Source organism: Citrobacter sp. FDAARGOS_156 (assembly GCF_001559235.2).
GTDB classification, from domain to species: domain Bacteria; phylum Pseudomonadota; class Gammaproteobacteria; order Enterobacterales; family Enterobacteriaceae; genus Citrobacter; species Citrobacter youngae.
Genome location: NZ_CP014030.2, coordinates 2,425,811 through 2,447,597, shown reverse-complemented (window position 1 = coordinate 2,447,597; position 21,787 = coordinate 2,425,811). Strand labels below are relative to the sequence as shown.

General features: G+C 51.6%; 21 protein-coding genes, 2 tRNA genes and 1 pseudogene. 11 read left to right on the top strand and 13 right to left on the bottom strand.

What is annotated here, in order from left to right; genetic code table 11:
• Window positions 1–2 precede the first annotated feature (2 nt).
• Window positions 3–500: a GNAT family N-acetyltransferase gene (locus tag AL515_RS11880; protein ID WP_048211796.1), complete on the bottom strand. Its 498-nt coding sequence runs from the start codon at window positions 498–500 to the stop codon at window positions 3–5.
• Window positions 501–700: 200 nt separating this feature from the next.
• Here AL515_RS11880 and AL515_RS11875 point away from each other — a divergent pair, with 200 nt between their 5' ends.
• Together AL515_RS11875 and AL515_RS11870 are read left to right on the top strand one after the other, a co-directional pair.
• Window positions 701–1,045, top strand: coding sequence for a DUF1294 domain-containing protein (locus AL515_RS11875; RefSeq protein ID WP_061067829.1), 345 nt, complete (start codon window positions 701–703; stop codon window positions 1,043–1,045).
• A gap of 133 nt (window positions 1,046–1,178) precedes the next feature.
• Window positions 1,179–2,033: a DMT family transporter gene (locus AL515_RS11870; RefSeq protein ID WP_061067828.1), complete on the top strand. Its 855-nt coding sequence runs from the start codon at window positions 1,179–1,181 to the stop codon at window positions 2,031–2,033.
• A 284-nt stretch (window positions 2,034–2,317) separates the two neighbouring features.
• Here the strand turns inward: AL515_RS11870 and namA are convergent, their stop codons facing one another.
• Window positions 2,318–3,394, bottom strand: coding sequence for an NADPH dehydrogenase NamA (gene namA / locus AL515_RS11865; RefSeq protein WP_061067827.1), 1,077 nt, complete (start codon window positions 3,392–3,394; stop codon window positions 2,318–2,320).
• Window positions 3,395–3,507: 113 nt separating this feature from the next.
• On the opposite strand from namA, the gene AL515_RS11860 reads away from it, so the two are divergent.
• Window positions 3,508–3,906: a winged helix-turn-helix transcriptional regulator gene (locus AL515_RS11860; RefSeq protein WP_048211800.1), complete on the top strand. Its 399-nt coding sequence runs from the start codon at window positions 3,508–3,510 to the stop codon at window positions 3,904–3,906.
• A 17-nt stretch (window positions 3,907–3,923) separates the two neighbouring features.
• On the opposite strand, the gene AL515_RS11855 is transcribed toward AL515_RS11860, so the two are convergent.
• Window positions 3,924–4,652 (bottom strand): LysR substrate-binding domain-containing protein, encoded by a 729-nt coding sequence (locus AL515_RS11855; RefSeq protein ID WP_219351471.1) that lies wholly within the window; start codon window positions 4,650–4,652, stop codon window positions 3,924–3,926.
• Window positions 4,653–4,672: 20 nt separating this feature from the next.
• On the opposite strand from AL515_RS11855, the gene AL515_RS11850 reads away from it, so the two are divergent.
• From AL515_RS11850 to AL515_RS11820, 6 genes and pseudogenes are all read left to right on the top strand, one after another.
• Window positions 4,673–5,290, top strand: coding sequence for an alpha/beta hydrolase (locus AL515_RS11850; protein ID WP_061067825.1), 618 nt, complete (start codon window positions 4,673–4,675; stop codon window positions 5,288–5,290).
• A 256-nt stretch (window positions 5,291–5,546) separates the two neighbouring features.
• Window positions 5,547–5,879, top strand: a complete 333-nt coding sequence (locus AL515_RS11845; protein ID WP_071887338.1) for an EmrE family multidrug efflux SMR transporter — start codon at window positions 5,547–5,549, stop codon at window positions 5,877–5,879.
• 33 nt (window positions 5,880–5,912) lie between these two features.
• Window positions 5,913–6,461, top strand: a complete 549-nt coding sequence (locus tag AL515_RS11840) for a GNAT family N-acetyltransferase (RefSeq protein ID WP_061067824.1) — start codon at window positions 5,913–5,915, stop codon at window positions 6,459–6,461.
• A 150-nt stretch (window positions 6,462–6,611) separates the two neighbouring features.
• Window positions 6,612–6,698, top strand: a pseudogene (locus AL515_RS23805) (glutathione peroxidase); the annotation flags it as partial.
• A 199-nt stretch (window positions 6,699–6,897) separates the two neighbouring features.
• Window positions 6,898–6,974 (top strand) — tRNA-Val (locus AL515_RS11825).
• A gap of 3 nt (window positions 6,975–6,977) precedes the next feature.
• Window positions 6,978–7,054: transfer RNA gene (locus tag AL515_RS11820), tRNA-Val, on the top strand.
• 55 nt (window positions 7,055–7,109) lie between these two features.
• Here AL515_RS11820 and AL515_RS11815 read toward each other — a convergent pair.
• A complete protein-coding gene (locus tag AL515_RS11815) occupies window positions 7,110–7,907 on the bottom strand; it encodes a hypothetical protein (protein WP_061067823.1) in 798 nt (265 codons plus the stop codon).
• 241 nt (window positions 7,908–8,148) lie between these two features.
• Here AL515_RS11815 and AL515_RS11810 point away from each other — a divergent pair, with 241 nt between their 5' ends.
• Window positions 8,149–8,871: a substrate-binding domain-containing protein gene (locus tag AL515_RS11810; protein ID WP_061067822.1), complete on the top strand. Its 723-nt coding sequence runs from the start codon at window positions 8,149–8,151 to the stop codon at window positions 8,869–8,871.
• Here the strand turns inward: AL515_RS11810 and AL515_RS11805 are convergent.
• The 6 genes from AL515_RS11805 to puuE form a co-directional block, all read right to left on the bottom strand.
• Window positions 8,858–9,610 (bottom strand): ABC transporter ATP-binding protein, encoded by a 753-nt coding sequence (locus AL515_RS11805; RefSeq protein WP_061067821.1) that lies wholly within the window; start codon window positions 9,608–9,610, stop codon window positions 8,858–8,860. The genes AL515_RS11810 and AL515_RS11805 overlap by 14 nt on opposite strands.
• The gene (locus tag AL515_RS11800; RefSeq protein WP_048211807.1) at window positions 9,607–10,611 is read right to left on the bottom strand and encodes a FecCD family ABC transporter permease; all 1,005 of its coding nucleotides are present in this window, start codon (window positions 10,609–10,611) and stop codon (window positions 9,607–9,609) included. Before AL515_RS11800 ends, AL515_RS11805 begins: the two co-directional genes overlap by 4 nt.
• Window positions 10,598–11,653, bottom strand: a complete 1,056-nt coding sequence (locus AL515_RS11795) for an ABC transporter substrate-binding protein (protein WP_048211808.1) — start codon at window positions 11,651–11,653, stop codon at window positions 10,598–10,600. Before AL515_RS11795 ends, AL515_RS11800 begins: the two co-directional genes overlap by 14 nt.
• Before the next feature lie 164 nt (window positions 11,654–11,817).
• Window positions 11,818–12,828 carry an ABC transporter substrate-binding protein gene (locus AL515_RS11790; RefSeq protein ID WP_061067820.1) on the bottom strand — a complete coding sequence of 337 codons (1,011 nt, stop codon included), beginning with the start codon at window positions 12,826–12,828 and terminating at the stop codon, window positions 11,818–11,820.
• A 9-nt stretch (window positions 12,829–12,837) separates the two neighbouring features.
• Window positions 12,838–14,970, bottom strand: coding sequence for a TonB-dependent receptor (locus AL515_RS11785; protein ID WP_105242169.1), 2,133 nt, complete (start codon window positions 14,968–14,970; stop codon window positions 12,838–12,840).
• A gap of 216 nt (window positions 14,971–15,186) precedes the next feature.
• Window positions 15,187–16,449, bottom strand: a complete 1,263-nt coding sequence (gene puuE, locus AL515_RS11780) for a 4-aminobutyrate transaminase (protein WP_048211811.1) — start codon at window positions 16,447–16,449, stop codon at window positions 15,187–15,189.
• A gap of 105 nt (window positions 16,450–16,554) precedes the next feature.
• On the opposite strand from puuE, the gene pdxR reads away from it, so the two are divergent.
• Window positions 16,555–18,033, top strand: a complete 1,479-nt coding sequence (pdxR, locus tag AL515_RS11775) for a MocR-like pyridoxine biosynthesis transcription factor PdxR (protein WP_048211812.1) — start codon at window positions 16,555–16,557, stop codon at window positions 18,031–18,033.
• Window positions 18,034–18,108: 75 nt separating this feature from the next.
• Here pdxR and AL515_RS11770 read toward each other — a convergent pair whose 3' ends face one another.
• The 3 genes from AL515_RS11770 to AL515_RS11760 form a co-directional block, all read right to left on the bottom strand.
• Entirely contained in the window at window positions 18,109–19,317 is a 1,209-nt protein-coding gene (locus AL515_RS11770) for a cytochrome c (RefSeq protein WP_061067819.1), read from the bottom strand.
• Window positions 19,318–19,320: 3 nt separating this feature from the next.
• Complete coding sequence (locus AL515_RS11765) at window positions 19,321–21,213, bottom strand: NAD(P)-binding protein (RefSeq protein WP_061067818.1); 1,893 nt, start codon at window positions 21,211–21,213, stop codon at window positions 19,321–19,323.
• 90 nt (window positions 21,214–21,303) lie between these two features.
• Window positions 21,304–21,777, bottom strand: coding sequence for an ester cyclase (locus AL515_RS11760; RefSeq protein ID WP_053065222.1), 474 nt, complete (start codon window positions 21,775–21,777; stop codon window positions 21,304–21,306).
• Window positions 21,778–21,787: the final 10 nt, after the last annotated feature.

Genomic DNA, 21,787 nt, shown 5'->3' with positions numbered 1-21,787 from the left:
AACTATCCAGACACGACTCTTTTTCTTTTCATCTGTTTCGCCAAATATTTACGCATCAGTGCATTTTGTAGTGTCACGCCACGACACACAGGGAAACCTCGTTCCACGACATGAAAGCCGTGTCGTAGAAAGAACGCTTCCGCAGCCTTACTGACATTTGAAGTAAGTTCACCCATTCCACGTTGTCTGGCTTCTTCATGAATGCGGTCCATCAGTAGCGTCCCTACGCCCTGTCTCGGGTAGACTCCCGAGACATAGAAATGGTCAATGTACCCATTTGGCTGAACATCCGCATATCCAGCTATTTCACCATCCACTTCAACAACAAAGGGACGTAGTGCCCTCATGCGATTAGTCCAGTGATCCGGGTCGATATCTGACGGGGCCCAGGCATCTATTTGTTCATGTGTGTAATAGTGGGATGCGAGGGTATGTACAGAAGATAAGAAAACGCTGAGTAACGAAATCTCATCTCCATTCTTGAACCTTCTGATTTTCATAAAACCTCGTTATGAGCGTGGCTGGTAGAACAATATCATTACTTTTCATAATGTTCTATTTTATAGACTGGACATGCGACCCCGACAGTTTCTGTATCAAAATCTGGATAACCCTGGCTTCCAGGAATCTACATATCCATTTATCGGTGTCGGTTCTGGGTTAAGATAATCGCCTCTCCGTTCTGGCTGTGGTTAATGAGATGAATCTCAATCGCTGTTGTTATTTGCTACTGGTCTGCTCTGCGGTCAGTAGCCTTTTTGCCCCACATCCGTTGCTGATATGGGGCCTGCTCGCCAACATATTGACGCTGGCGATTTACGGCGTGGACAAAATGGCAGCGCGTAAGGCCTGGCGCAGAGTGCCGGAATCCACGTTGCTGGTATTTGGCGCTGTGGGCGGATGGGCTGGAGCCATTGTCGGCCAACAACTCTTTCACCATAAAACACAAAAGCAGCCCTTCAAAACTTACTTCATCATCAGTGTGATATTAAGTACCTCCGCTATGGTGGCCGTGTATCAGTTCTTTCCATTCTCACTTTCCTGAGCATCATTTAGGGATAGCGCCAGCCCCTGTGCAACGTTATCGTGTTGGATTATAAACAAAAGCATCGTTAGCATGTCTGTCCTGATGTATGCACTCTATACTCTGCAACAGATCGTCAACATTAAGGATGGGTATGAAAAAGCTGTTGCTGGTTCTCCTGGTGCTAACTGCATTTGCAGCCAATTCTATCCTCTGCCGTATCGCCTTAAAGAATGAGTATTCAGATCCTGAAACGTTCAGCATGCTGAGATTACTCGGTGGTGCAGTAATGCTGTTTTTCTGGCATATAGCCCGGGGTAAACTGAAAGAAATACGCTGGAAAATCATCGATGCCCTGTTGCTGTGTGCCTATGTATTATTTTTCTCAATCGCGTATGTGCAGCTCAATACCGCAACAGGCGCATTACTGCTGTTTGGCGCAGTGCAGATCTGCATGATTGGCTGGGGATTAATAAAAGGTGAAACACTTAGCGGATACAAAGCCATCGGGATCGTTATTGCCATCGGGGGGATCATTATGCTGCTGCTCCCCGGCGCAACCGCTCCCCCTTTGATACCCGCCCTGACGATGGTTGTTTCAGGCATGGCATGGGGAGCTTACTCTGTGCGTGGGAAAAATATCCTCTCTCCTGCCGGGACGACTGCAGGAAATTTCATTCTGAGCCTTCCGGTTATTTTCATCCTGAGTTTGGTACGACAGGAGCCCGTGCATACTGACGCCAACGGCGTCATCCTTGCCCTGCTCTCCGGCGGACTGGCTTCTGGTGTGGCTTACGTACTTTGGTACCAACTTGTTGCCACTATGTCTTCAGCAACCGCCAGCACGCTGCAGTTGAGTGTGCCCTGTATTGCTGCGGTAGGTGGAGTGCTATTTCTTGGCGAATTGCCTGATTTGAGAATTCTGGTTTGCACACTGATCGTTCTGGCTGGCATAGCCATTGTTATTTCATCCGATCGAACACAGAGTAAGAAATCAGCACAGGGATAACGTTGAGGAGTCACAGCACTGTGCTTCGGTGTTTTGACTCACAGCCAGGAGCGGACGTTGATATGATTTGATGAGTATATTTATGAAATTAATTTTATCTTTGATTTTTAAGGTTTTTACCATCCGCAATACAAAATCAGATGTTCTCAATAAAAAAAACCTGCGTCAGCATGCAGGGGCAATAGAAAAGCACTTCTGTTTTTTTAACTATGAGGGTTACAACAAAGGGTCTATTGGTACAGATACAGCATTACAACCGTGCAGGGCCGATGAAGTAGCTGTTATTATTGCTCTACAGTGCTTGCCAGGTCAGCTGCCGGCAGTCGCGGCTGAGAACGCTGCCAGCCAGAACCATAGCGGGTGTACTGTGCAGGAACGGGGAGTACAACGTTCAAATCGTCTGCTGCAGTACGCGCCCAGAACGGATCCTTCAGCATATCCCGGCCAACAAGAATGATATCTGCTCGGCCATTCTGCAAAATTTCTTCTGCCTGACGACCTGTTTCGATCAGACCTACAGCCCCGGTTTTAATATCCAACTCCCTTCGTAGTAGCTCGGCTGCAGGGACCTGATAATTTGGGTAAGTGTTTACCTGTACCATCGCAATTCCGCCGCTTGAATAGTCAATCAGATCAATACCTTGTTCTTTCATCCAGTTGCCGTAGATCAAGAAGTCTTCCGGACGGTTTCCGCCTTCAACATAATCGGTTGAAGAGATACGCAGGAACAATGGGCCTTTCCACTCGCTGCGCACGACGTCAATGACTTCACGCACAATGCGGTAACGATTCTCGTGGCTACCACCGTATTCATCGGTACGTTTGTTCGCTAGCGGCGACAGGAACTGATTCAACAGATAGCCGTGGGCACCGTGGATTTCAATAACGTCAAAACCGGCTTCACGCGCACGGCGAGCACCTTGACGGAACGCCTCTACGACTTCGTTAATTTGCTCAATACTCATCGCCTGTGGTACGCGGGACTCAGGTGTGAACGGAATAGCTGACGGCGCGATAGAGGGCAGGTCAATTCCCAGTTGGCGACCAGCATGTCCAATCTGTGCGCCGGCTTTCGCGCCAAAACGGTGAATGGAATCTGTCACGCGGGACAAACCTTCAATATGGCTATCATCCCAGATACCGATGTCTCCAGGACCGATTGGACCATTCGGTAATACAGAGGCCGTTTCCAGCATGATAAGACCTGCTCCGCCCAGGGCACGCGCGCCGTAGTGGATAACATGAAAGTCATTAATCTTGCCGTCGTCAGATGCCGAGTGCATGCACATCGGGGACATGGCAATACGGTTGCGGAATTCAACGCCGTTGATTGTGATGGGTTCAAAAAGCAAAGCTGACATTTCTACTCCAGAAAGTGATTGATATTTAGCCCGCTAAAAGTACCATACGATGATAATTCGTTTATACGCTAAAAAAATGCACATACTTACCAAAAGGTAACCATGATGTTTTTATGAAGAAATTACGTAACTACGATTCGGCACCAGGTTGTTCAATGGAAGCAGCACTGCATATCATGGGTGGGAAATGGAAAGGGGTGATCCTCTATCATTTATTTAAGGACGGTACGCTTCGGTTTAGCGAACTCCAGCGGTTTTTAACCAGCATCAATCAGCGTTTACTGACGAAGCAACTGCGTGAACTTGAAGAGGATGGCCTGATTATTCGCCAGGTTTATCCCGTTGTTCCACCAAAGGTTGAATACTCGTTGAGTGACGAAGGACGGGAGCTGAACAAACTGGTTCTGGATCTAAGCATATGGGGCAGAAACTGGCTGGAACGCCGCGGTCTTAAAACAGCGGTTGAAGAGGATATCGAGGAGTTGAAAAAGGTTCTCGGCGATCCGAAGTAAGCCGTCTTCACGGGTATCTAAGAGCCAAAATGGGTGATGCAGAAATCGATAAAACTTCGTAATCGTGGAGTCATTCTTCTGTCCTGGGCATAAAGCACATGGACGGGCCGACCGGGCAGTTCATAATCGGGCAGAACCCGCACCAGCCGCCCGGCGGCGATGTCCGCGCTCATCAGCGGAAGCGGTTGCATAATGATTCCCAGCCCTGAGAGGGCGGCAGCAAGCAGGGCTTCGCTGTTGTCCGTTTTAAACCTGCCGGTTACAGGTACCGAGACTTGTCCGCCAGGGCCTTCAAATTTCCATTCCGTCCGCATTGATGTATGGGTAAAGATCAGGCACTGGTGCCGCGTCAAATCCTGCGGCACAGAGGGCGTTCCAGCCTCTTCAAGATAAGCCGGTGCAGCACAAATAACCATCTGATAGGGAGCAAGCGCTCTTGCCAGTAGCTGGCTGTCCGCCAGTTCTCCCGTACGAAAAACGGCATCAAAGCGCTCTTCAAACAGATCGACAGTGCGATTCGACAGACAGAGTTCGAGCGAGACTTCGGGATTTTGTTTGAGATATTCCGGCAGTTTTGAGGCCAGCAGCTGACTGCCAAAGGTAATGGGAGCGCTGATCCTGAGATTACCACGGGGGATCGCACGGGTTTCAGCAATCACGGCTTCCGCTTCTTCCATTTCAGCCAGAATATTTTTCGCTCTTTCATAAAATTGTGCTTGTGCATGGTGCATTTTCAGATGGTTCAAGCTGGAATAAGGTCATTCCTTTGCTTGAGGCTAAAGGGCTTAATGTCGTTGCCGTACAAAACCCACTCACCTCCTTTGCTGAAGATACCGCCACAACACGTCGCGCACTGGCACGAGTAAAAGGTCCTGTTGTGCTGGTCGGCCATTCCTATGGTGGAGCAGTCATTACAGAGGCCGGTGCAAAAAATGAGAACGTCAAAGCACTGGTTTATGTTGCCGCTTTTGCACCATCGGCCGGAGAGTCTGTCGGTGATTTAACAAAAGATTATCCTACGCCATCAGGTTTCAGCCATATTGATGCTGATGATGCGGGTTATCTGAAGCTCACTTTTGAAGGCGTTTCTCAGCACCTGGCGCAGGATGTTACTGCGGAACAAGCGAGACTTATCTACGCCACTCAGGGCCCAACTAACGGCGCAGTATTTGGCGAAAAAGTGAAAGACGCGGCATGGGAAAATAAACCTTCCTGGTATATTGTCAGCGAACAGGATCATATGCTCGACACTGACTTACAGAAAGCGATGGCGAAGAAAATTCACGCGACGGTGACTACCCTGAACACCAGTCATGCCCCACATATTTCTCAGCCAGATGCCGTGGCAAGTGTAATTCTTCATGCGGTCAGCGTCGTAAAATAATCAATATCGTGGTGATTATTAATCACTACACGAAAAAAGAGGGAACCGTGAATGCTGCTCCCTCTTTTTTCTATGAGCATGACTTACTTGCGCTATTTTAATTTCTACCACGTCCGCACCTCGCTCAAAGCGGAACTTGCGGTGCTTCGCCAGATGCCATGAAACGGACATTTCAGTAGTAGTTTGGGCTGCGTTCAAACTCACCCAACCCTTTGTGATACGATATTTGCTTTAGATTGTCACATGGGATCAGATCTTGAATTCATACATTTTCCTTGCAGGAGCTATTGTAGCTGAAGTCATAGGTACAACCCTGATGAAGTTCTCTGACGGATTCACACGCCTATGGCCATCGGTAGCAACTATTGTGTGCTACTGCACAGCCTTTTATCTTCTCTCCCAGACTCTGTCGACCATTCCAACGGGTATTGCGTACGCAATTTGGTCAGGTGCTGGAATCGTATTAATCAGCCTTTTGAGCTGGTTGGTAAGTGGGCAAAAACTTGATTTTCCGGCGATCGCAGGCATGCTTCTTATTTGTGCTGGGGTTCTGGTTATTAATATTTTTTCAAAATCCTCCCCACATTGATTCTCTTATTTTGCTCTTGTAGGAAAAGCGCATATGAAAATACCAAAACTCCATACGGAACGCTTGCTGTTAAAACCATTAGAAGCCGAAGATGCCTCGCAGATTCAGTTGCTTTATCCACGCTGGGAGATAGTTCGCTATATGGTTTCCTCAGTACCCTGGCCCTATCCTGATAACGGTGCGGAGAATTACGTCAATAACGTTGCCCTGCCTGATATGGAAAAAGGGATTGCGTGGATCTGGACTATCAGACTCCGTGAGGCCCCTGACGCTCTCATAGGTTTAATTTGCCTTTATGACGTTGAGGATAATAACCGTGGATTTTGGTTAGATCCGGAATATCAGGGTCAGGGTTTTATGCGTGAGGCCAGTAATATCGCTACGGATTACTGGTTTAATACGTTAAATAAGACGGTATTGCGTGCGCCGAAAGCATCTCTCAATATCCGTTCCAAACGTATTTCAGACAGTAGCGGCATGCGGCTTATCAAGACGGAAAAGAAAGAGTATGTCAGCGGTTTGCTGGATTCTGAACTTTGGGAAATCACGCGCGACGAATGGAACGCTCGTCAGGTTGGTTAATATAAATTATGGAATGTCCATAACTGAACCGCAGAGAATTTCTGTTCTTCGCAAAAGTTCATCGCCTCTTGAATCAGTTTTCTGTCCAATCCACTGTCGCGTACGCAGCGAAGCCTGTCACATCAACTACAGTGTGGGCTTCCCGATAGGCGTGACAGCAAGCCGCTCAAGCGTTTTACCCCTTTCACTACCCCAGAGAAAATAGAAACTACTATCCTTACAGCGCGTAAAGTCTGAGCGCCCCTGTCATTCAAACCGAACATGGTATGCTCCAGTTCGCTGTCTGAATAAAAAACACGCTGCAAAATCAACAAAATATAGTCAACTTGCTTAATTACTCTGCAATCGCGTGAAAACATGCAGAAAAATGCTAATTCCCTCTTGCCTCATTCGGTCTGTGCCGCTAATATTCGTCCCCGTTGTCACCTACAACGTTGCGTTCATAGCTCAGTTGGTTAGAGCACCACCTTGACATGGTGGGGGTCGTTGGTTCGAGTCCAATTGAACGCACCATTTGCGTCCGTAGCTCAGTTGGTTAGAGCACCACCTTGACATGGTGGGGGTCGGTGGTTCGAGTCCACTCGGACGCACCAAATCATATCCCTTTGATTTGGTGCTAAATTCTCAAACGTTCTCCTGAAACCCATTCTATTCTTTGCGCAGACAAGCAAGATACTTCTGCACCGATCGCACCACAATCTGTCTGGCGTTGGATTTAATATCCTGACCTTCAAACGCGCCATAGAGTCGGTCGAATCTGACATCCTGCAACGCGTGCATAATGTGGATAACCGCGCTTGCCGGCAATGGCAGCATATTGGGGTAGCTCCACATAAACGACACAGCATCCGCACCGGGAGTGACCTGCAAAATATCGCCCACAAGGATTATCCCCTCCCCATCATCAATATGCATAATACTCCCCCCCGCAAAATGTCCGCCCAGGCGTAACAACGTCACGGTAGGAAGCACTTTATGCACATCGCCTTCCCATAGCCGAATAGAGGGACTGTCACGCATAATCCACTGGCGATCGTCGGCATGCAGATAGATTGGTGCATCGAATGCTGCCGCCCAATCCTGCATCGTGGAGTAGTAGTGAGGATGCGAAATGGCAATGGCACTCAACCCACCCAGCGCGGTGATGAGCGTCTGCGTGGCCGGGTCCAGATTCGCAATACAATCCCAGAGCACATTCCCCAGCGGGGTGCGTAGCAAAAATGCCCGTTGGTTAATGGCAAACCGTGGCACGGTCTGAATACTCAGTAGCGAACGCTCATGCTGCAGCCATTTATTCGTATGCGTCGCGTGAAGCGCGGCTGGATCGATCCATGATTGTCCGGTAACGGGAACATACTGGCGCTCATCTTCGCAGATTTTGCAATGCGTTATAGCCCCATGCGTATCGTCATAGGACGTTCCGCAGGTCTTACACAAGATTGTCATTTGTCTTCCCCCTGCACGCATGCCCTCTTCCGTTCAGGATCTTTCATTACGGTCAAAGCATAGAACAAAAAAAGACAGCGTCAGCATCCCACCGCACGCTGGATCAAATAACCCTTTGAAAGTGACTACAACATCAAATGATGTAAGCGAAATGGCATCATCAGATGCCTTCAAAGTCCCTTGTGCAGGGCGTATCATTCATCTTCTTCGCATAACTGCCATAGCCCAGAGATCAGATATCATGCCCTCTTCAATCACCCTCCTTGCTGCGGGAAGTTTACGACTGGCATTTACCCCACTACTCAATCAGTTCACCCGCCTTAGCGGCATTGAGGTCAACGTTGGCTATGGCCCGGCAGGTTTGCTGCGCGAGCGTATTGAAGCCGGGGAACCGTGTGCTCTATTCGCCAGTGCAAATCGGGCACATCCGCAACGACTACTGGACACACACCGGGCCGTTTCCACACATACACTGTGCTGGAATCAACTGGGCCTGGTTACCAACCGGCGCGGTGAATGGCTGGATTTACTACGCGACCCGGTGCTGCGTATTGGCACATCCACACCGGGCTGCGACCCTTCCGGTGATTATACCTGGACATTTTTCGATAACATGGATGCACTGGAACCGGGACTTGGACGACAGCTTCGTGCACGCGCCCTGCCACTGGTTGGTGGCCGCGATACGCTCAGCATCCCGCCAGGAGAATTGGCAAGCAGTTGGCTTCTTCGCCAGGGGTTGGCCGATCTGTTTATTGGTTACGCACATTATGCAAAAGCACTCGGTTCACCGTCCGATGTTCGCTACGTTGCTATTCCTGCGGAACAGAACATCTTGTGTGAATACCAACTGGCGGTGCTCGATGCTTCTGAAGAGGTGATGAGACTGGTTAAATTTATGCTTGCCCACGACGGTCAGGCGTTGCTGACCGCCGCCGGTTTCTTGCCTGTTAGCGGTGGATAGCAAACAGCGGCGCAATAAACGGTGTCTGATAGTTTTCCACACTGAATTTTCGCAATGGCAAGCCATAGGCCTGGAACAGATTATCTTCTGTCACCACGCCGTCCGTCGGCCCTGCCAGCCATTTTCCCTCAGGAAGCAACAGCAGCGTATGAGTTGCAATCTGTAAGGCGTGCAACGGATCGTGCGTCGAGAAAAGCACGCTACACCCCTGCCGGTGTGCTAAATCGCTGATGAGCTGCAGCACGACCTGCTGATTGGCAAGATCCAGCGCTGAACATGGCTCATCAAGCAACAGCGTCTGGCATTCTGTAACCAGAGCACGGGCAATCATCACCAGTTGCTGCTGACCGCCAGAAAGTGAGCTAAACGATGTGGCGGCGAGATGCGCAATGTTTAGCTGTTCCAGCGCCTGCTCCGCCCGTTGTTGATCCTGGCGGCTGGGCTGAGCAAACAATTTTACGTGCTGCGCCCGCCCCATCAACACCACGTCGCTCACCGTATAGGGAAACGGCAGATGGCAATGCTGGGCCACAATGCCTATCCCCCCATGAACATCAATACTCCCGCCCAGCGCGGGTCGCGTGCCCGTGAGCGTATCCAGCAGCGTGCTCTTACCCAGACCGTTTCGCCCAAGCATCGCCCAGATCTGGCCTTTCTGACACTGAAAAGTGAGGGGGTCAAACAGTGGAGAGCGATAGCCATAGCTAAGCTGATTCACGCTGAGCGCAATAGATGTCATTGTTTCCCCCGACGACTGGTACGAATGAGCAAGAAGGCAAACAGCGGTGCGCCGAGCAACGCGGTGATGATCCCAAGCGGTATTTCCGCATGCATCAGAGTGCGGGCGATATCATCGACCGCAATCATAAAACCACCTCCCATCCAAAAAGCACACGGGAGCAAGCGACGATGATCAACCCCCACCAGCAACCGCGCAAGATGGGGAATAACCAGCCCAACCCAGGCAATGCTGCCACTGACCGCCACCTGAGCGGCAACTAAAAACGCGCAGCACACCAGCACGCTACGCCGCAGCGGAACCACCGCCACGCCCAGCGCTTTAGCATCTTTATCATTGAGCGATAACAGATTTATCCGCCAGCGCAACTGGTACAACATCGTCGCCGCAATGGATACCGGGATCGCCAGCAGCAGGACTTTATGCCAGTTAGCCGTGGCAAAACTGCCCAGCAGCCAGAATACGATGTTCGGCAAGGTTTCTTCCGTATCGGCCTGGTATTGAATCAGGCTCACCAGCGCGGCAAAAAAACCACTTAAAATAATGCCAGATAAGATCAGCACCAGCGTATTTTCCAGCCCTTGTAAGGCCGCAATGGCATATACCAGAATGAGCGCTGCCAGACCGAAGAAGAAGGTTGACCCCATCATCAGCCACGGCTCAAGACCCAGCAGAATCGCCAGCGTCCCGCCGAAGGCCGCCCCCGAGGTTACGCCTATGATGTGCGGGTCGACCAATGGGTTGTGAAACACCCCTTGCAAGGTAGCGCCGCACAATCCCAGCGCGCCCCCCGCCAGCAACGCCATCAGAATACGCGGTAGTCTGACTGTCCATATCACCTGACTGGCAATACCCTGCGCATCGCCAAAATGGGTGAGTTGATAAAACACTTCACGAAGTGACAGCGGATATTGTCCAAGACACAGCGAACTGACCCCCAGCACCAACACCCCTGCTATCAGTAATGATTGCAAGGGGAAATCCCGTTTACTTAGCAGCATCTGACTGCCAGTTCACACGATAAAAACGTTGATAGTAATCCTGCGCCTGCGCATCCACATCGACATTTTTATAGGCATCCGGGTAAAGTTTTTTGGCCATCCACAACTCACCTATTGCCAATGCTTCCGGCATCGGATAACCCCAGGCTTTGGCATATTCAGGCATCAGCCAGACACGATGATTTTTCACCGCGTCAATTCCCTGCCAGTTAGGATCGTTTTGGATCTCTTTGACCACCTGCGGATATCGGTCCTGAACAAAAATCACCTGCGGGTTCCACGCCAGCACCTGCTCAAGCGCCACCTGACGCGCGCCTTTCACGCTGGCCGCCGCCACATTTAACCCACCCGCATGTTGCATCATCAGGCCAGTGTATTTCCCGGAACCGTAGGTCATAAGGTCAGGGTTAGCCATATAAATGCGAACCTTTTGCGCTTCCGGGATGGCCGCAACTGGCGCATTGAATTTTGCTCGCGCCGTAAAGACGTAATTGATCAGCGTTTCCGCCTGCGTTTTACGCCCGACCACATCCGCAATCAGGCGGATCCCCTGCTTTAAGCCTTCGTTGTAGACCTGCTCTTCATCAGCCATCGTCGGGTTCATTTTATTCTGTTGCCCGGCAATATCCTGACGTAACGAGATAGCCACCACCGGGATACCGGCATTCTGAATCTGCTGGATCATCTCAGCGGGCGCATAGTTGGCGACAAACACTACCTGCGGATGAATCGCCAGCAAACTTTCGATATTCACGCTGGTGAGATCGCCAGGCGTAGGCAGCGTAGTTATTGTCGGCATAAACCGGGCAAACTCAGGCCCAAGCTGTTTTTTCCAGCTCGACATCACGCCGACGATATCCTGCGCAGCATCCAGTTGCACCAGAATATTCAGCGTCTGGTGTTGCAGCACAACCACCTTATCGACATGGTCAGGGATTGTAACCTGTCGCCCAAGCTGATCGGTGATAGTGCGATCCGCCTGTGCGGAAAAGGCAAAAAACATGCTGGCGCAAACCAGCACAAAAGAGCGAAGAGTTAACATAGATACCATCTGGACTGGGAAAAATTCGATATGCATTAAATTATATAACGTGATAGCTGGCAACCCATTATCGCCAGACACGGTATACCGCCACGCGGTTCGTCACGGCAAATACAGCGTGTAACCCTGAACTGGCCTGCATTTGCCCGTCAGCGCTTCCCGCTTTACCCCTGTGGGGGTAGCCCGGCTAAAATCCGCTTCGCCTGCGCCTCGCTAAGCGAATAATCAAAAAACTGGCGGTAAAAATCGCGGGTTACGTTAACCATATCCAGGCCGCCAAACAGTGCTGGATGCAGCTTTGACGCGGCCCACTGCAACTGCAACGCGCTTTCGGTTCCATAGCGATCCCAGGGGAAGACGCCCGCCGGATTGCGCCAGACTTTGCCCTGTTTCACCGCGTTAAGCTCTTTGAACAACGCTGCATAAGGTGAACTGGCAATATCGCCACATCCCGCCCCGAGAATAATCACCTCCGGCTGCCAATACAGCACCCGCTCGGGTGAGACTTCTTTCATGTTACCGTCCACTTCCCCGGCGACGTTCCGCCCACCAGAGAGCGCAATCCAGGTATCAATCAACGTGTTTCTACCGTCGACTTTCAGTGGGTTCAGCGACTGAATGTGCAGAACCCGCGGGCGCCGATTTTCCGCTAATGTCGCCGTTTTCGCGCGAACATCCGCAATAGTGCGGGTTAAAAATTGATTATATGCCACCGCCCTGGCGCGAGCCTGATCCGTGCCTAACACGTCCGCCGTGGTCGTGACTGACTTTTCCATCGAAGGATAATCAGTAAATGCCATTTCCAGCGTCGGGATACCCGCCTGGTTGTAACTCTGCGCATCCCCCTTGCCCTTTGCGACAAACAGAACATCGGTATGCAGAGCCAGCAGGGCCTCGCTATTGAATGACGTCCCGTGAATTTGTAAGGCCTGATTCAGCGATGGGTTTATTTTGAACATCCACGGCTGGCTCTGTGGATGGTTGACGGTGGCGACAATCTGACGTCCCGCCCCCAGCGTCATCAACACCGAGTGATGGGCAAACCAGCTATCCGCAATACGTTGAACTTGTGTGGGGACGGTTACAGTGTGACCGGCATCATCCACAACCTGACGCGTGGCCAGGGCGGGAAACGCCAGCCACACACAGAGCAACCATGTGTGGCACGTTTTCATCAGCAATCCTTAAAAATCAACCTGAACGGAAATCTGCGCCTGACGTGGGGCGCCAAGTTGCGCACTGGCCGCCCCGGCCCCCGTATAACCCGTCAACGCGCCGGGGACAATGTTGGTCCAGTAGCGGCGGTCAGTCAGGTTAGTGATATCAAACCGGAAAGTTGTGGGTGTGTTCCACAGTCTGGTGGCATAACGGCTACCAATATCCACCGTGGTATAACTGCCTACCCAGGTATCATTCGCGTTATCGGTAGCCCGACGTCCGACGTAATGCACGTTGGCATCCACATCCAGTCCCTGAACCTGTTCAATGCTATAGACTGCCAGCACATTCGAGGTAAAGCGTGGCAAGCCGACAACCTGCTTACCATCTGCATTACTGGCGGCAGTATTGTGCAGCATGGGGTCCAACCAGGCGGCTCCCCCTAACACCCGTAAATTTTCCGTGATATGCCCATCAGCCATCAGTTCCAGCCCACGGTTTTTCTGCGTACCGTCCTGAGCAAATTCGCCGTTGTCGTTGGTATAAGCAAAGGGACGTTTTGCTTCAAATAGCGCCGCGGTGAGCAGCAGATCTTTGACGGGCGCATATTTTGCCCCCACCTCCACCTGATGGCTGCGGTACGGATCCAGCACATGTCCTGCATTGCTGGCCCCGGCAGGTGCGGTATCGCCCTGCTGCAAACTGTCAGCCCAGGTGGTGTACAGCGTGACGTTCTCAACCGGTTTATACATCAGGCTGGCGGAGCCGCTCATGCCGTTATCCTTTTGGCGACTGGTTTCATGACCGGATTTGTTATAGTTGCTGACGGTAAACAAGTTTTCGCTGCCAGACAGCAACAAACTCCATTGCGGAGTGAAATGCAGCGTATCGCTTAACAGAAATGCATGCTGCGTAGTGGTCGCCGAATGATAGCGATTAGTAAAGTCAGGATAAGGCGGGCGCGGATAGTCGGGATGTTGATCAAGTGAAGAATGCCCCAGCGTAAAGGTTCCCCCATTTCTCGGGTTATAGTTTTTCCATACAAATCCGCGCATTCCGGTCGCGATATCCTGCGTCAACCAGCCGGAATCAATGCTGCCGGTCAGGTTCGCTAAATAGCTGTTGATCGTAAAGCGACTGGCCGCTGAATTCGAGGTCGTGGTGGTGTAGTGACCCCGATTATCCGTCAGGGTGTTGGTTACTGCCGTCGATTCACGGTCAGCAACCTGGTGTAAGGCCCCCAGATCCAGCATCCAGTTACCGTCAAAATCATGCTTGATGTGCATGTCCGCAGTGGTCGTTTCATCATCATGACCTGCATATGACTGGCCATATTTACTGTTCGTCGGATCGAATGCCGAAGGAAACTGCACGCCTTTTGCCAGCGCAAAGCTGCCTGGCATGCCTTTTTCATAATAATGGTAATAGCTGAAATTACTCTCCAGCACGGTTTTATCGGTCAGTTGAAAATCCAGGCCCAATCCCGCGTACTGCCGACGAACATGACTATCGGTGGTGTAACTGTGCCCTTCATCATTCATCAGGTTGAGGCGGTACTTCACTCTGTCTCCCGCGTCGACAGGCCCGCTGAAATCCATTGATGCCAGCGTTCCTGACCCTGTACCTTGCCCTACGGTAACCCGATGCAGTGGCGTATCCAGAGGGCGTTTCGAGACCAGATTAAACATCCCCGCCGGGTTGGCTGGCCCGTACAGTGAACCCGCGATACCACTCAGCACGTCTATATTCTGGAACTGCTCTGTCGGATATTCGGTGGTGGAAACGGCATTCAGCCCATCAATCATATGGTTTTGCACCACGCTCCCTTGCATGCCACGGGTTTGTGGTCGAACCCCCTCTCCCTGAACGGACGGTATGTAGCGATAAACATCCTTAACATCTTTGATTTGTTGCTGATCAATCACTTTTTTCGACAGTGTTTGTACCGACCACGGAACATCAATTAACTCTCGCTGGCCCAGGCTACCGATCGTCGCCTTTTTTTCAGCTGCCGCGGGCTCCTGCTCGGGAAACGAAGATTGAGCAGGCGCGGAAGCAGTAACGGTAATGGTGTCATCAGCATGGGCCGACAGGGAGGCGGCAAGACAAGAAAAAGTCAGCAACCCGGAGGCAATTGGGGTGATTTTGCAATTTAACATTTGTTGATTCAATTCGTTAGATAGAAAGACTGGCGGTCGATAACACAAGCGCCTTCTCTTGCGGGGCACGTTTATTATATTTGTATGATGAATAGAATAGGCTTAATCGATATATATGTAAATATATAACGAGAGAGGATTGGCGAAATGGTTACAACAAAAAAGCCGACGGTAATGGCTACTGTCGGCTTTACACACGATCTGTACTGAACGAGATTACTTCATCGACGTTTTGATTATCTCTAACGCTTTTGCAAACTGATCCTGCGGGATAGTCAGTGGGTAAAGGAAGCGGATCACGTTGCCATACTGGCCGCAGGTTAACAGCAGCAGCCCCTGCTCAAGCGCTTTTTTCTGCACGCGCTGCGCGGCGGTGGCGCTGGGTTCACCCGTGGCCGCATCGCAGAATTCAGCGGCAATCATCGAGCCTAATCCCCGCACTTCGGCAAGTTCAGGACATACTGCACGCGCATCGGTCAGCACAGCACGCAGTTGCTCGCCAAGCGCTGCCGCACGCTGGCACAGCTTTTCATCACGGATAATATCCAGTACCGCATGAGCTGCCGCAATCGATAGCGGGTTCCCGGCGTAAGTCCCCCCCAGTCCACCCGGCGCGGGCGCATCCATAATATCGGCTTTGCCTACGACACCCGACAACGGCATCCCACCCGCAAGGCTTTTTGCCATGGTCATCAGGTCTGCTTTATCAGCATAGTGATCCATCGCAAACAGCTCCCCGGTACGGGCAAAACCACTTTGCACCTCATCGGCAATCATCACGATACCATGCTCATCGCAGATACGGCGAATTGCCGCGACAAACTCCGCCGGAGCGACAACAAAGCCGCCTTCCCCCTGGACGGGTTCGAAGATAATCGCAGCGACCTGGCTCGGATCGATATCCGCTTTAAACAAACGTTCTATCGCTTTAATCGAGTCTGCAGTTGAAACCCCCTGTAGCGCAGAAGGATATGGCGCATGGTAAACGGACCCCGGGAACGGACCGAAGCCTTTTTTGTATGGCGCCACTTTGCCGGTTAACGCCATCGTCATGTATGTCCGCCCATGGAAACCACCGCCAAAGGCGATAACGCCAGGGCGACCGGTGTGAGCGCGGGCAATTTTAACCGCATTTTCCACGGCCTCAGCCCCGGTGGTAAAGAATGTCGTTTTACGCTTACCGTCAATTGGCGCCACCGCGTTGATTTTCTCCGCCAGCGATACATAACTTTCGTAGGGAACAATCTGATAAGCCGTATGGGTAAAGGCTTGCAGTTGCGCCTCAACGGCCTGCACCAGACGCGGATGGCGGTGCCCGGTGTTCAGCACGGCAATCCCGGCGGCGAAATCAATATACTGATTGCCTTCAATATCGGTAATCGTGCTGTTTTCAGCCGACTGGGCATAAAAATCACACATCACACCTACGCCACGTGGGGTGGCATCCAGACGACGTTGTTGCAGGTTTTTATTGTTCATTCTCTACACCTTGTCCATAAACACAATTGGTTGAATTACCCTTTAAATTTAGACGCCATCTGGTACTTTAATCGAGAGCCAAATCGTTTTATTTTAAGGATCCAAATGCGTTCACTTGCCGGAGATGTGATCAAGCATGCATTTAGCCAGCAGACTGACGAGAAGCTGCATCGTCGCCTGTATGCCGCCATCTGTAGCTGCATCCTTGAGGGGAGCCTGAAACCCGCTACCCGCATGCCACCTTCACGCGACCTGGCGAGTGAGCTGGCGTTATCACGGAATACTGTCCTGCGGGTTTACGAGCAGTTGCAGGCCGAAGGCTATATCTCCGCGCGCACCAGCAGCGGTACATTTGTGACCGACAGCGTGCTGGACAATCTCGGTCTGGCCCCTAATAAACCTCCGGTTTCACCTGCGACACGTGAAGACCACACCAGTTTGTCCGTCCGTAGCCTTGAACTGCTTGGGCATGCCAGCGCCAGCCCTCGCCAGTGGGGAGCTTTTATTCCTGGTGTACCGGACGTGCATTCTTTCCCGCATCGCACACTGAAAAAGATTCAGGATCGGCTGGCAAGGCGGCTACGCCCGGAGTTTCTCACCTACGATGCCACTGGTGGTTTGATTGAACTGAAAGAAGCGCTGGCGGACTATCTGCGCACCGCACGCGGCGTGCGCTGTACGCCAGATCAAATATTGATTACCGAGGGCATTCACCAGGCGTTGGATCTGGTAACCCGCTCGTTGTGTAATCCTGGCGATAATACGTGGATTGAAGAACCCGGTTACTGGGGAATAAAAAACATTCTGCGCATCAATGCCGTCAACTTTTCGGCCATCCCGGTTGATGAACAAGGCATGCTTGCGCCTGCTTGCGTCGAACCGGCGCCGAAACTTATTTTTGTGACACCGTCACATCAATATCCGCTTGGCCCGGTAATGAGCCTTGGTCGACGACGGCAGCTACTCTATCAGGCACGTGAAACGCACAGCTGGATTGTGGAAGATGACTACGACAGCGAGTTTCGTTTTTCCGGCCAACCCATCCCGTCATTGCAGGGACTGGAAGAAGATGCTCCGGTTATCTATATCGGCACCTTCAGCAAGACCCTCTATCCGGCACTGCGGCTCGGGTACGTTGTGATACCCAAACCGCTTGCCGCCCCACTGATGAAGGTACATAACGATCTCTATCGTGGTGGGCATCTCCTGATTCAGGCGGCGCTGGCTGAGTTTATTCGTGAGGGTTACTATGCGGCGCACATCCGTAAAATGCGCCAGTTATATAGCCGCCGACGCCATACGTTGGTAGAGCTCATCATCAGCCAGCTTGGTGAGGATTATCTGGGACCTTACAGCAGCAACGCCGGACTACATCTGATTTTACAGCTACCTGCGGGTACTGATGATAGCGCAATTGCCCAACAGGCCAACGCACAAGGTCTTCTGGTTCGCCCACTTTCGCGGTACTACGTGAAAGAAGAAAAACGCAGCGGTCTGCTGCTGGGCTTTGCCAGTATTGAAGAACATGAGATGGCTGCGGCGTTTACCCGACTGGCGGATATTATCAGGATAAACACCGAGTAAGCACCTTATCCGGCCTACGAATTACGCTTTTTGTAGGCCGGATAAGCGCAGCGCCATCCGGCATCATTGCACAGATTAATGTGAGGCTTTTTTAATCCCGGACAGATCTTCCTGGCTTACCTCACCATTACCTTCACCCCAGCTTTTACGCACGTAATTGATCACATCGCGCATTTCGCTGTCGCTGAACAACCCGCCATAGGCTGGCATCTTAAAGGAGACATTCCCCCGCGTCGTCGGTGTTTCTGCGCCGTGGGCAATCACCCTGAACAACGGCGTTGGGTCGTCTACCATCACTAACGGGTTGTGAATAAGCGAAGGTGCATTATCATCGGTCCCTTTCCCTTCCAGACCATGACAGGTCGAGCAGTAGCGGTTGTAGGTCACTTTACCCGCTTCAGGGGAATTCGACCAGGAGGCCGTAGCGGCTTTCGTACGCGTCGGTTCCGTCTTCGTGCTTTTCAGGCTCAACAGATACAGCGCAATCGCCGTGGCATCTTCGTCCGTCAGGTACTGTGTGCTCTGGCTGACGACTTCAGACATCGATCCCGATACCGCAGCATGTTTGCTTTTCCCCGTCAGCAGCAATGACGTTAACGCCTGCTCAGACATCCCGGTTCCCCGCAGCGATGGCGCATACCAGCCGTCGATCATCGCCCCGCTCAGGTACTCAGCATCGGCATTGGTATAGGCTTTTTCGTTCATCGCCATCCCTCTCGGAGTGTGGCATGACCCGCAGTGACCCGGACCTTCAACCAGATAAGCCCCCCGTTTTACCCGCGCTGCCGTATCATCCGCTTTGTTGCCTTCAACAGCGGCAGTCGGCGCATCGGTAAACAACCAATTCCAGATATGCAGCGGCCAGCGGGCCGAAATCAGCCAGGGAATAGCATTCTCTTTATTGGGTTCTGCTGACGGCTTAACATCATGCATGAAATAGCTATACAGCGCCTGAACATCTGCGTCGGACAGTTTCGAGTAAGAAGGATAAGGCATCGCCGGGTACAGCGGATGACCGTCTTTAGCAATCCCCTGGCGCACGGCCTTCTCAAAATCGTCGTAAGAATAGTTGCCGATACCGTGCGTCTTATCCGGGGTAATATTCGTCGAATAGATATCACCAACCGGCGTGGGGAACCTCTTGCCTCCCGCCATCGCCGCGCCGCCTTCCGCGGTATGGCATGCCACGCAGTCAGAGATCCTCGCGATGTACTCACCGTTAGATTCAGCGGCAGAGACAGAAGCGGTAAACAGGCAGGCGATTAGAACGGTTGCATTACGCATAGATCACCCCATATCCTTGAGTTCATTAACCGCGCGCCATGCCTGATCGATCGCAGCATGAGCATAAGCGCTCCAGTCAGCATCAGAGTTAGCGATGGCAATACGTCCGATAGGTTTACGCGCCCGCTCAATAATCTCCGGCATTTTTTCCATATCATCGAACAGTGAATTAGCGTAATACGCATAACCATGCGCCCAGCGGTTAACGGTAATGGCCGCAATATCCCGTTGGTTGTCAAAACCGGTTGAGCCAAACATTTCCTGCAACTGAGAACGGATCATCTCTTCATGTGCGGCAAACGTGGTCCCCAGCAGATAAGCACGCCCCAAACGGAACTGCTCCCTCGCGGACAGATTACTGCCAGGATACGTGGGCACATAGACCATATGAATCACCATTGGCTCGTCCGGCGAGGCCGGGTGTTGATATCCGCCGATACTGACCGGATAGTCGAGCTTGATTCGGCTGTAAGGCGCGGCCGGTGAATAAAACTCATGAACCCCCAGTTGCTTAAACGCTTGCCAGTTTTTGACCACCACATTGGTGTACACCAGCGGCGCCTTCACGTTCAGTTTGAGATCGGCCTGCTGCTGCTCTGGTGTTTCCGGTACCAGATATGGGATCATCATGTTATAGCCCGCCATGATGGCATTCTTACCGCGCACGCGATGCATTTTGCCATCGCGTAGCCAGGTGACGGCAACGCCACCCTCCACGTTCGCCGCATTAATCACCGTGCTGTTCAGGCGTAAACGCGTGGTGTTTTCCGGCAAGTCGAGCTTTTCATAATCCAGTCTGGCGAGGACAGAATCTTCCATGGTATTGCCAGGCAGCGCGTCCGGCAGCATGTGTCTGACCAGCAACCGTGCCAGACCCGCATTGCCATCCGGGAAATGATAGACATATGGCTCTTCGAGGTCGGCAAGCGATTCACCGTCCAGCGGCGGCAGCCCTAACGCTTCCATTCCCGGCAATGCGCACGCACGAGCATCACTACCGGAAATGCCTTCAATACCGATGGCAAAGAAATCGTTGGAACGCTGCTGGAAATAGAGCAGCGCCATTTTGCTTAAACCAACCCTGGTGGAAAGAAACTCACTATAGCTGTGGGTATCCAGCCATTCTGTTTTCTCATCAACCGTCATCCCAGGAAGATAATCAGCCGGACGCACATGCAAATCGATCAGGGCTTTACGATCTTCCTCACTCAAGGGGAAGTCATTGATAAAGTCTTCGATATTACGGCCATTGAGCCGATCCGGCGGAATATCATCGGATACCGCACGCCCCGGATCGCCGCTGACTATTTTCGTCTCACCAAAATTCTTTTTATCGAAGAAGACGCCACGACTTAGCTGCCAGTCGGGGTAGAAATTAACGTCAAAACTCTTTTTCAACCGCGTGACGCTCACGCCGACGGTTTCCATCAGCTTATTCACTTCGGGGCTGAAATTATGCGCGGGTGACTGAAAGGCTTCACTCCCGCCATATCCGATAAGTTTTTTGCCTGCGGAGGTGAATTCGTTGCGTTTGGCGTGACCACCAAAATCATCATGGTTATCGAGGATCAGCACCTTGCTGTTTTTTCCGACCAGTTCATGCCAGAAACAACCCGCGGCCAGTCCGCTGATACCGCCGCCCACAATCACCAGATCGTACTCTTCCTCGATGGGCAGAGCGCTTAAATCAAAGTGCTTATGTTCACGGCCTAACGCATGGGCCATTTCAAACGAACCCGGATGGTTACCGCGTAGCCCCGTTAACGCAGGCGGATAATAACTTCCATCAATAAATTCGTGCCCCTTTCCTGCCGCTCTGACCAGATCCAGAGGGGTCAGTCCCGCAGCGATAGTCACCGCCACGCCGTTGAGAAAATCACGTCGGGTAATTGCCATTAACTTTGTCCTTTTGCCACTGACACATTGTCCTAAAAAACACTACAAATGAGAGGTTCCCCCTCGCAGATACAAGGAGGATACCGCCGACTACTTCACTGGCTTCAGCTCTTCATCCAGTTTTTTAGCGTCATAATAATCACCCTGCCAGGTGATTTTTCCTGCCTTAACATGAATATAGCTGACACCTTCAAATTTGATCGGATTATTTGTCGGCGGACTTCCCGCCCATTCGCCGCTATTTTTACCCGAGAATTCCCAACGAAATGCCACAGTATCTTCATCCGCGACAGGTTTACCGACCATTTTCCAGGTCAGATCCGGGACCGCCTTAATAAATGCACCAATCACGTCTTTTTCAGCTTTTTTCCGGCCGGTTACCGGCTCTCCTGCGGCGGCATCGTAATAAACGGCATCGTCCGCCAGGTACTGGGCAGCCAGCGGCGCATTATGCGCATTCCATGCTGCCATATATGCTTTAACCGTGTTCAGCGGTGAGCTTTCTGCCAGACTGAATCCTGAGAACATCACCAATGAAAGTGCGGCTATTTTTAATGTTTTCATCGTATTACCT

Excerpts from the sequence above, each read along its gene's own strand:
- AL515_RS11870 (WP_061067828.1), top strand. The coding sequence starts at position 1,179 with ATGAAAAAGCTGTTGCTGGTTCTCCTGGTGCTAACTGCATTTGCAGCC.
- AL515_RS11875 (WP_061067829.1), top strand. The coding sequence starts at position 701 with ATGAATCTCAATCGCTGTTGTTATTTGCTACTGGTCTGCTCTGCGGTC.
- AL515_RS11815 (WP_061067823.1), bottom strand. The coding sequence starts at position 7,907 with ATGACAATCTTGTGTAAGACCTGCGGAACGTCCTATGACGATACGCAT.
- AL515_RS11880 (WP_048211796.1), bottom strand. The coding sequence starts at position 500 with ATGAAAATCAGAAGGTTCAAGAATGGAGATGAGATTTCGTTACTCAGC.
- AL515_RS11800 (WP_048211807.1), bottom strand. The coding sequence starts at position 10,611 with ATGCTGCTAAGTAAACGGGATTTCCCCTTGCAATCATTACTGATAGCA.
- AL515_RS11785 (WP_105242169.1), bottom strand. The coding sequence starts at position 14,970 with ATGTTAAATTGCAAAATCACCCCAATTGCCTCCGGGTTGCTGACTTTT.
- pdxR (WP_048211812.1), top strand. The coding sequence starts at position 16,555 with ATGCGTTCACTTGCCGGAGATGTGATCAAGCATGCATTTAGCCAGCAG.
- AL515_RS11795 (WP_048211808.1), bottom strand. The coding sequence starts at position 11,653 with ATGTTAACTCTTCGCTCTTTTGTGCTGGTTTGCGCCAGCATGTTTTTT.
- AL515_RS11840 (WP_061067824.1), top strand. The coding sequence starts at position 5,913 with ATGAAAATACCAAAACTCCATACGGAACGCTTGCTGTTAAAACCATTA.
- AL515_RS11860 (WP_048211800.1), top strand. The coding sequence starts at position 3,508 with ATGAAGAAATTACGTAACTACGATTCGGCACCAGGTTGTTCAATGGAA.
- AL515_RS11790 (WP_061067820.1), bottom strand. The coding sequence starts at position 12,828 with ATGAAAACGTGCCACACATGGTTGCTCTGTGTGTGGCTGGCGTTTCCC.
- AL515_RS11770 (WP_061067819.1), bottom strand. The coding sequence starts at position 19,317 with ATGCGTAATGCAACCGTTCTAATCGCCTGCCTGTTTACCGCTTCTGTC.
- AL515_RS11810 (WP_061067822.1), top strand. The coding sequence starts at position 8,149 with ATGCCCTCTTCAATCACCCTCCTTGCTGCGGGAAGTTTACGACTGGCA.
- AL515_RS11760 (WP_053065222.1), bottom strand. The coding sequence starts at position 21,777 with ATGAAAACATTAAAAATAGCCGCACTTTCATTGGTGATGTTCTCAGGA.
- AL515_RS11805 (WP_061067821.1), bottom strand. The coding sequence starts at position 9,610 with ATGACATCTATTGCGCTCAGCGTGAATCAGCTTAGCTATGGCTATCGC.
- AL515_RS11765 (WP_061067818.1), bottom strand. The coding sequence starts at position 21,213 with ATGGCAATTACCCGACGTGATTTTCTCAACGGCGTGGCGGTGACTATC.
- puuE (WP_048211811.1), bottom strand. The coding sequence starts at position 16,449 with ATGAACAATAAAAACCTGCAACAACGTCGTCTGGATGCCACCCCACGT.
- namA (WP_061067827.1), bottom strand. The coding sequence starts at position 3,394 with ATGTCAGCTTTGCTTTTTGAACCCATCACAATCAACGGCGTTGAATTC.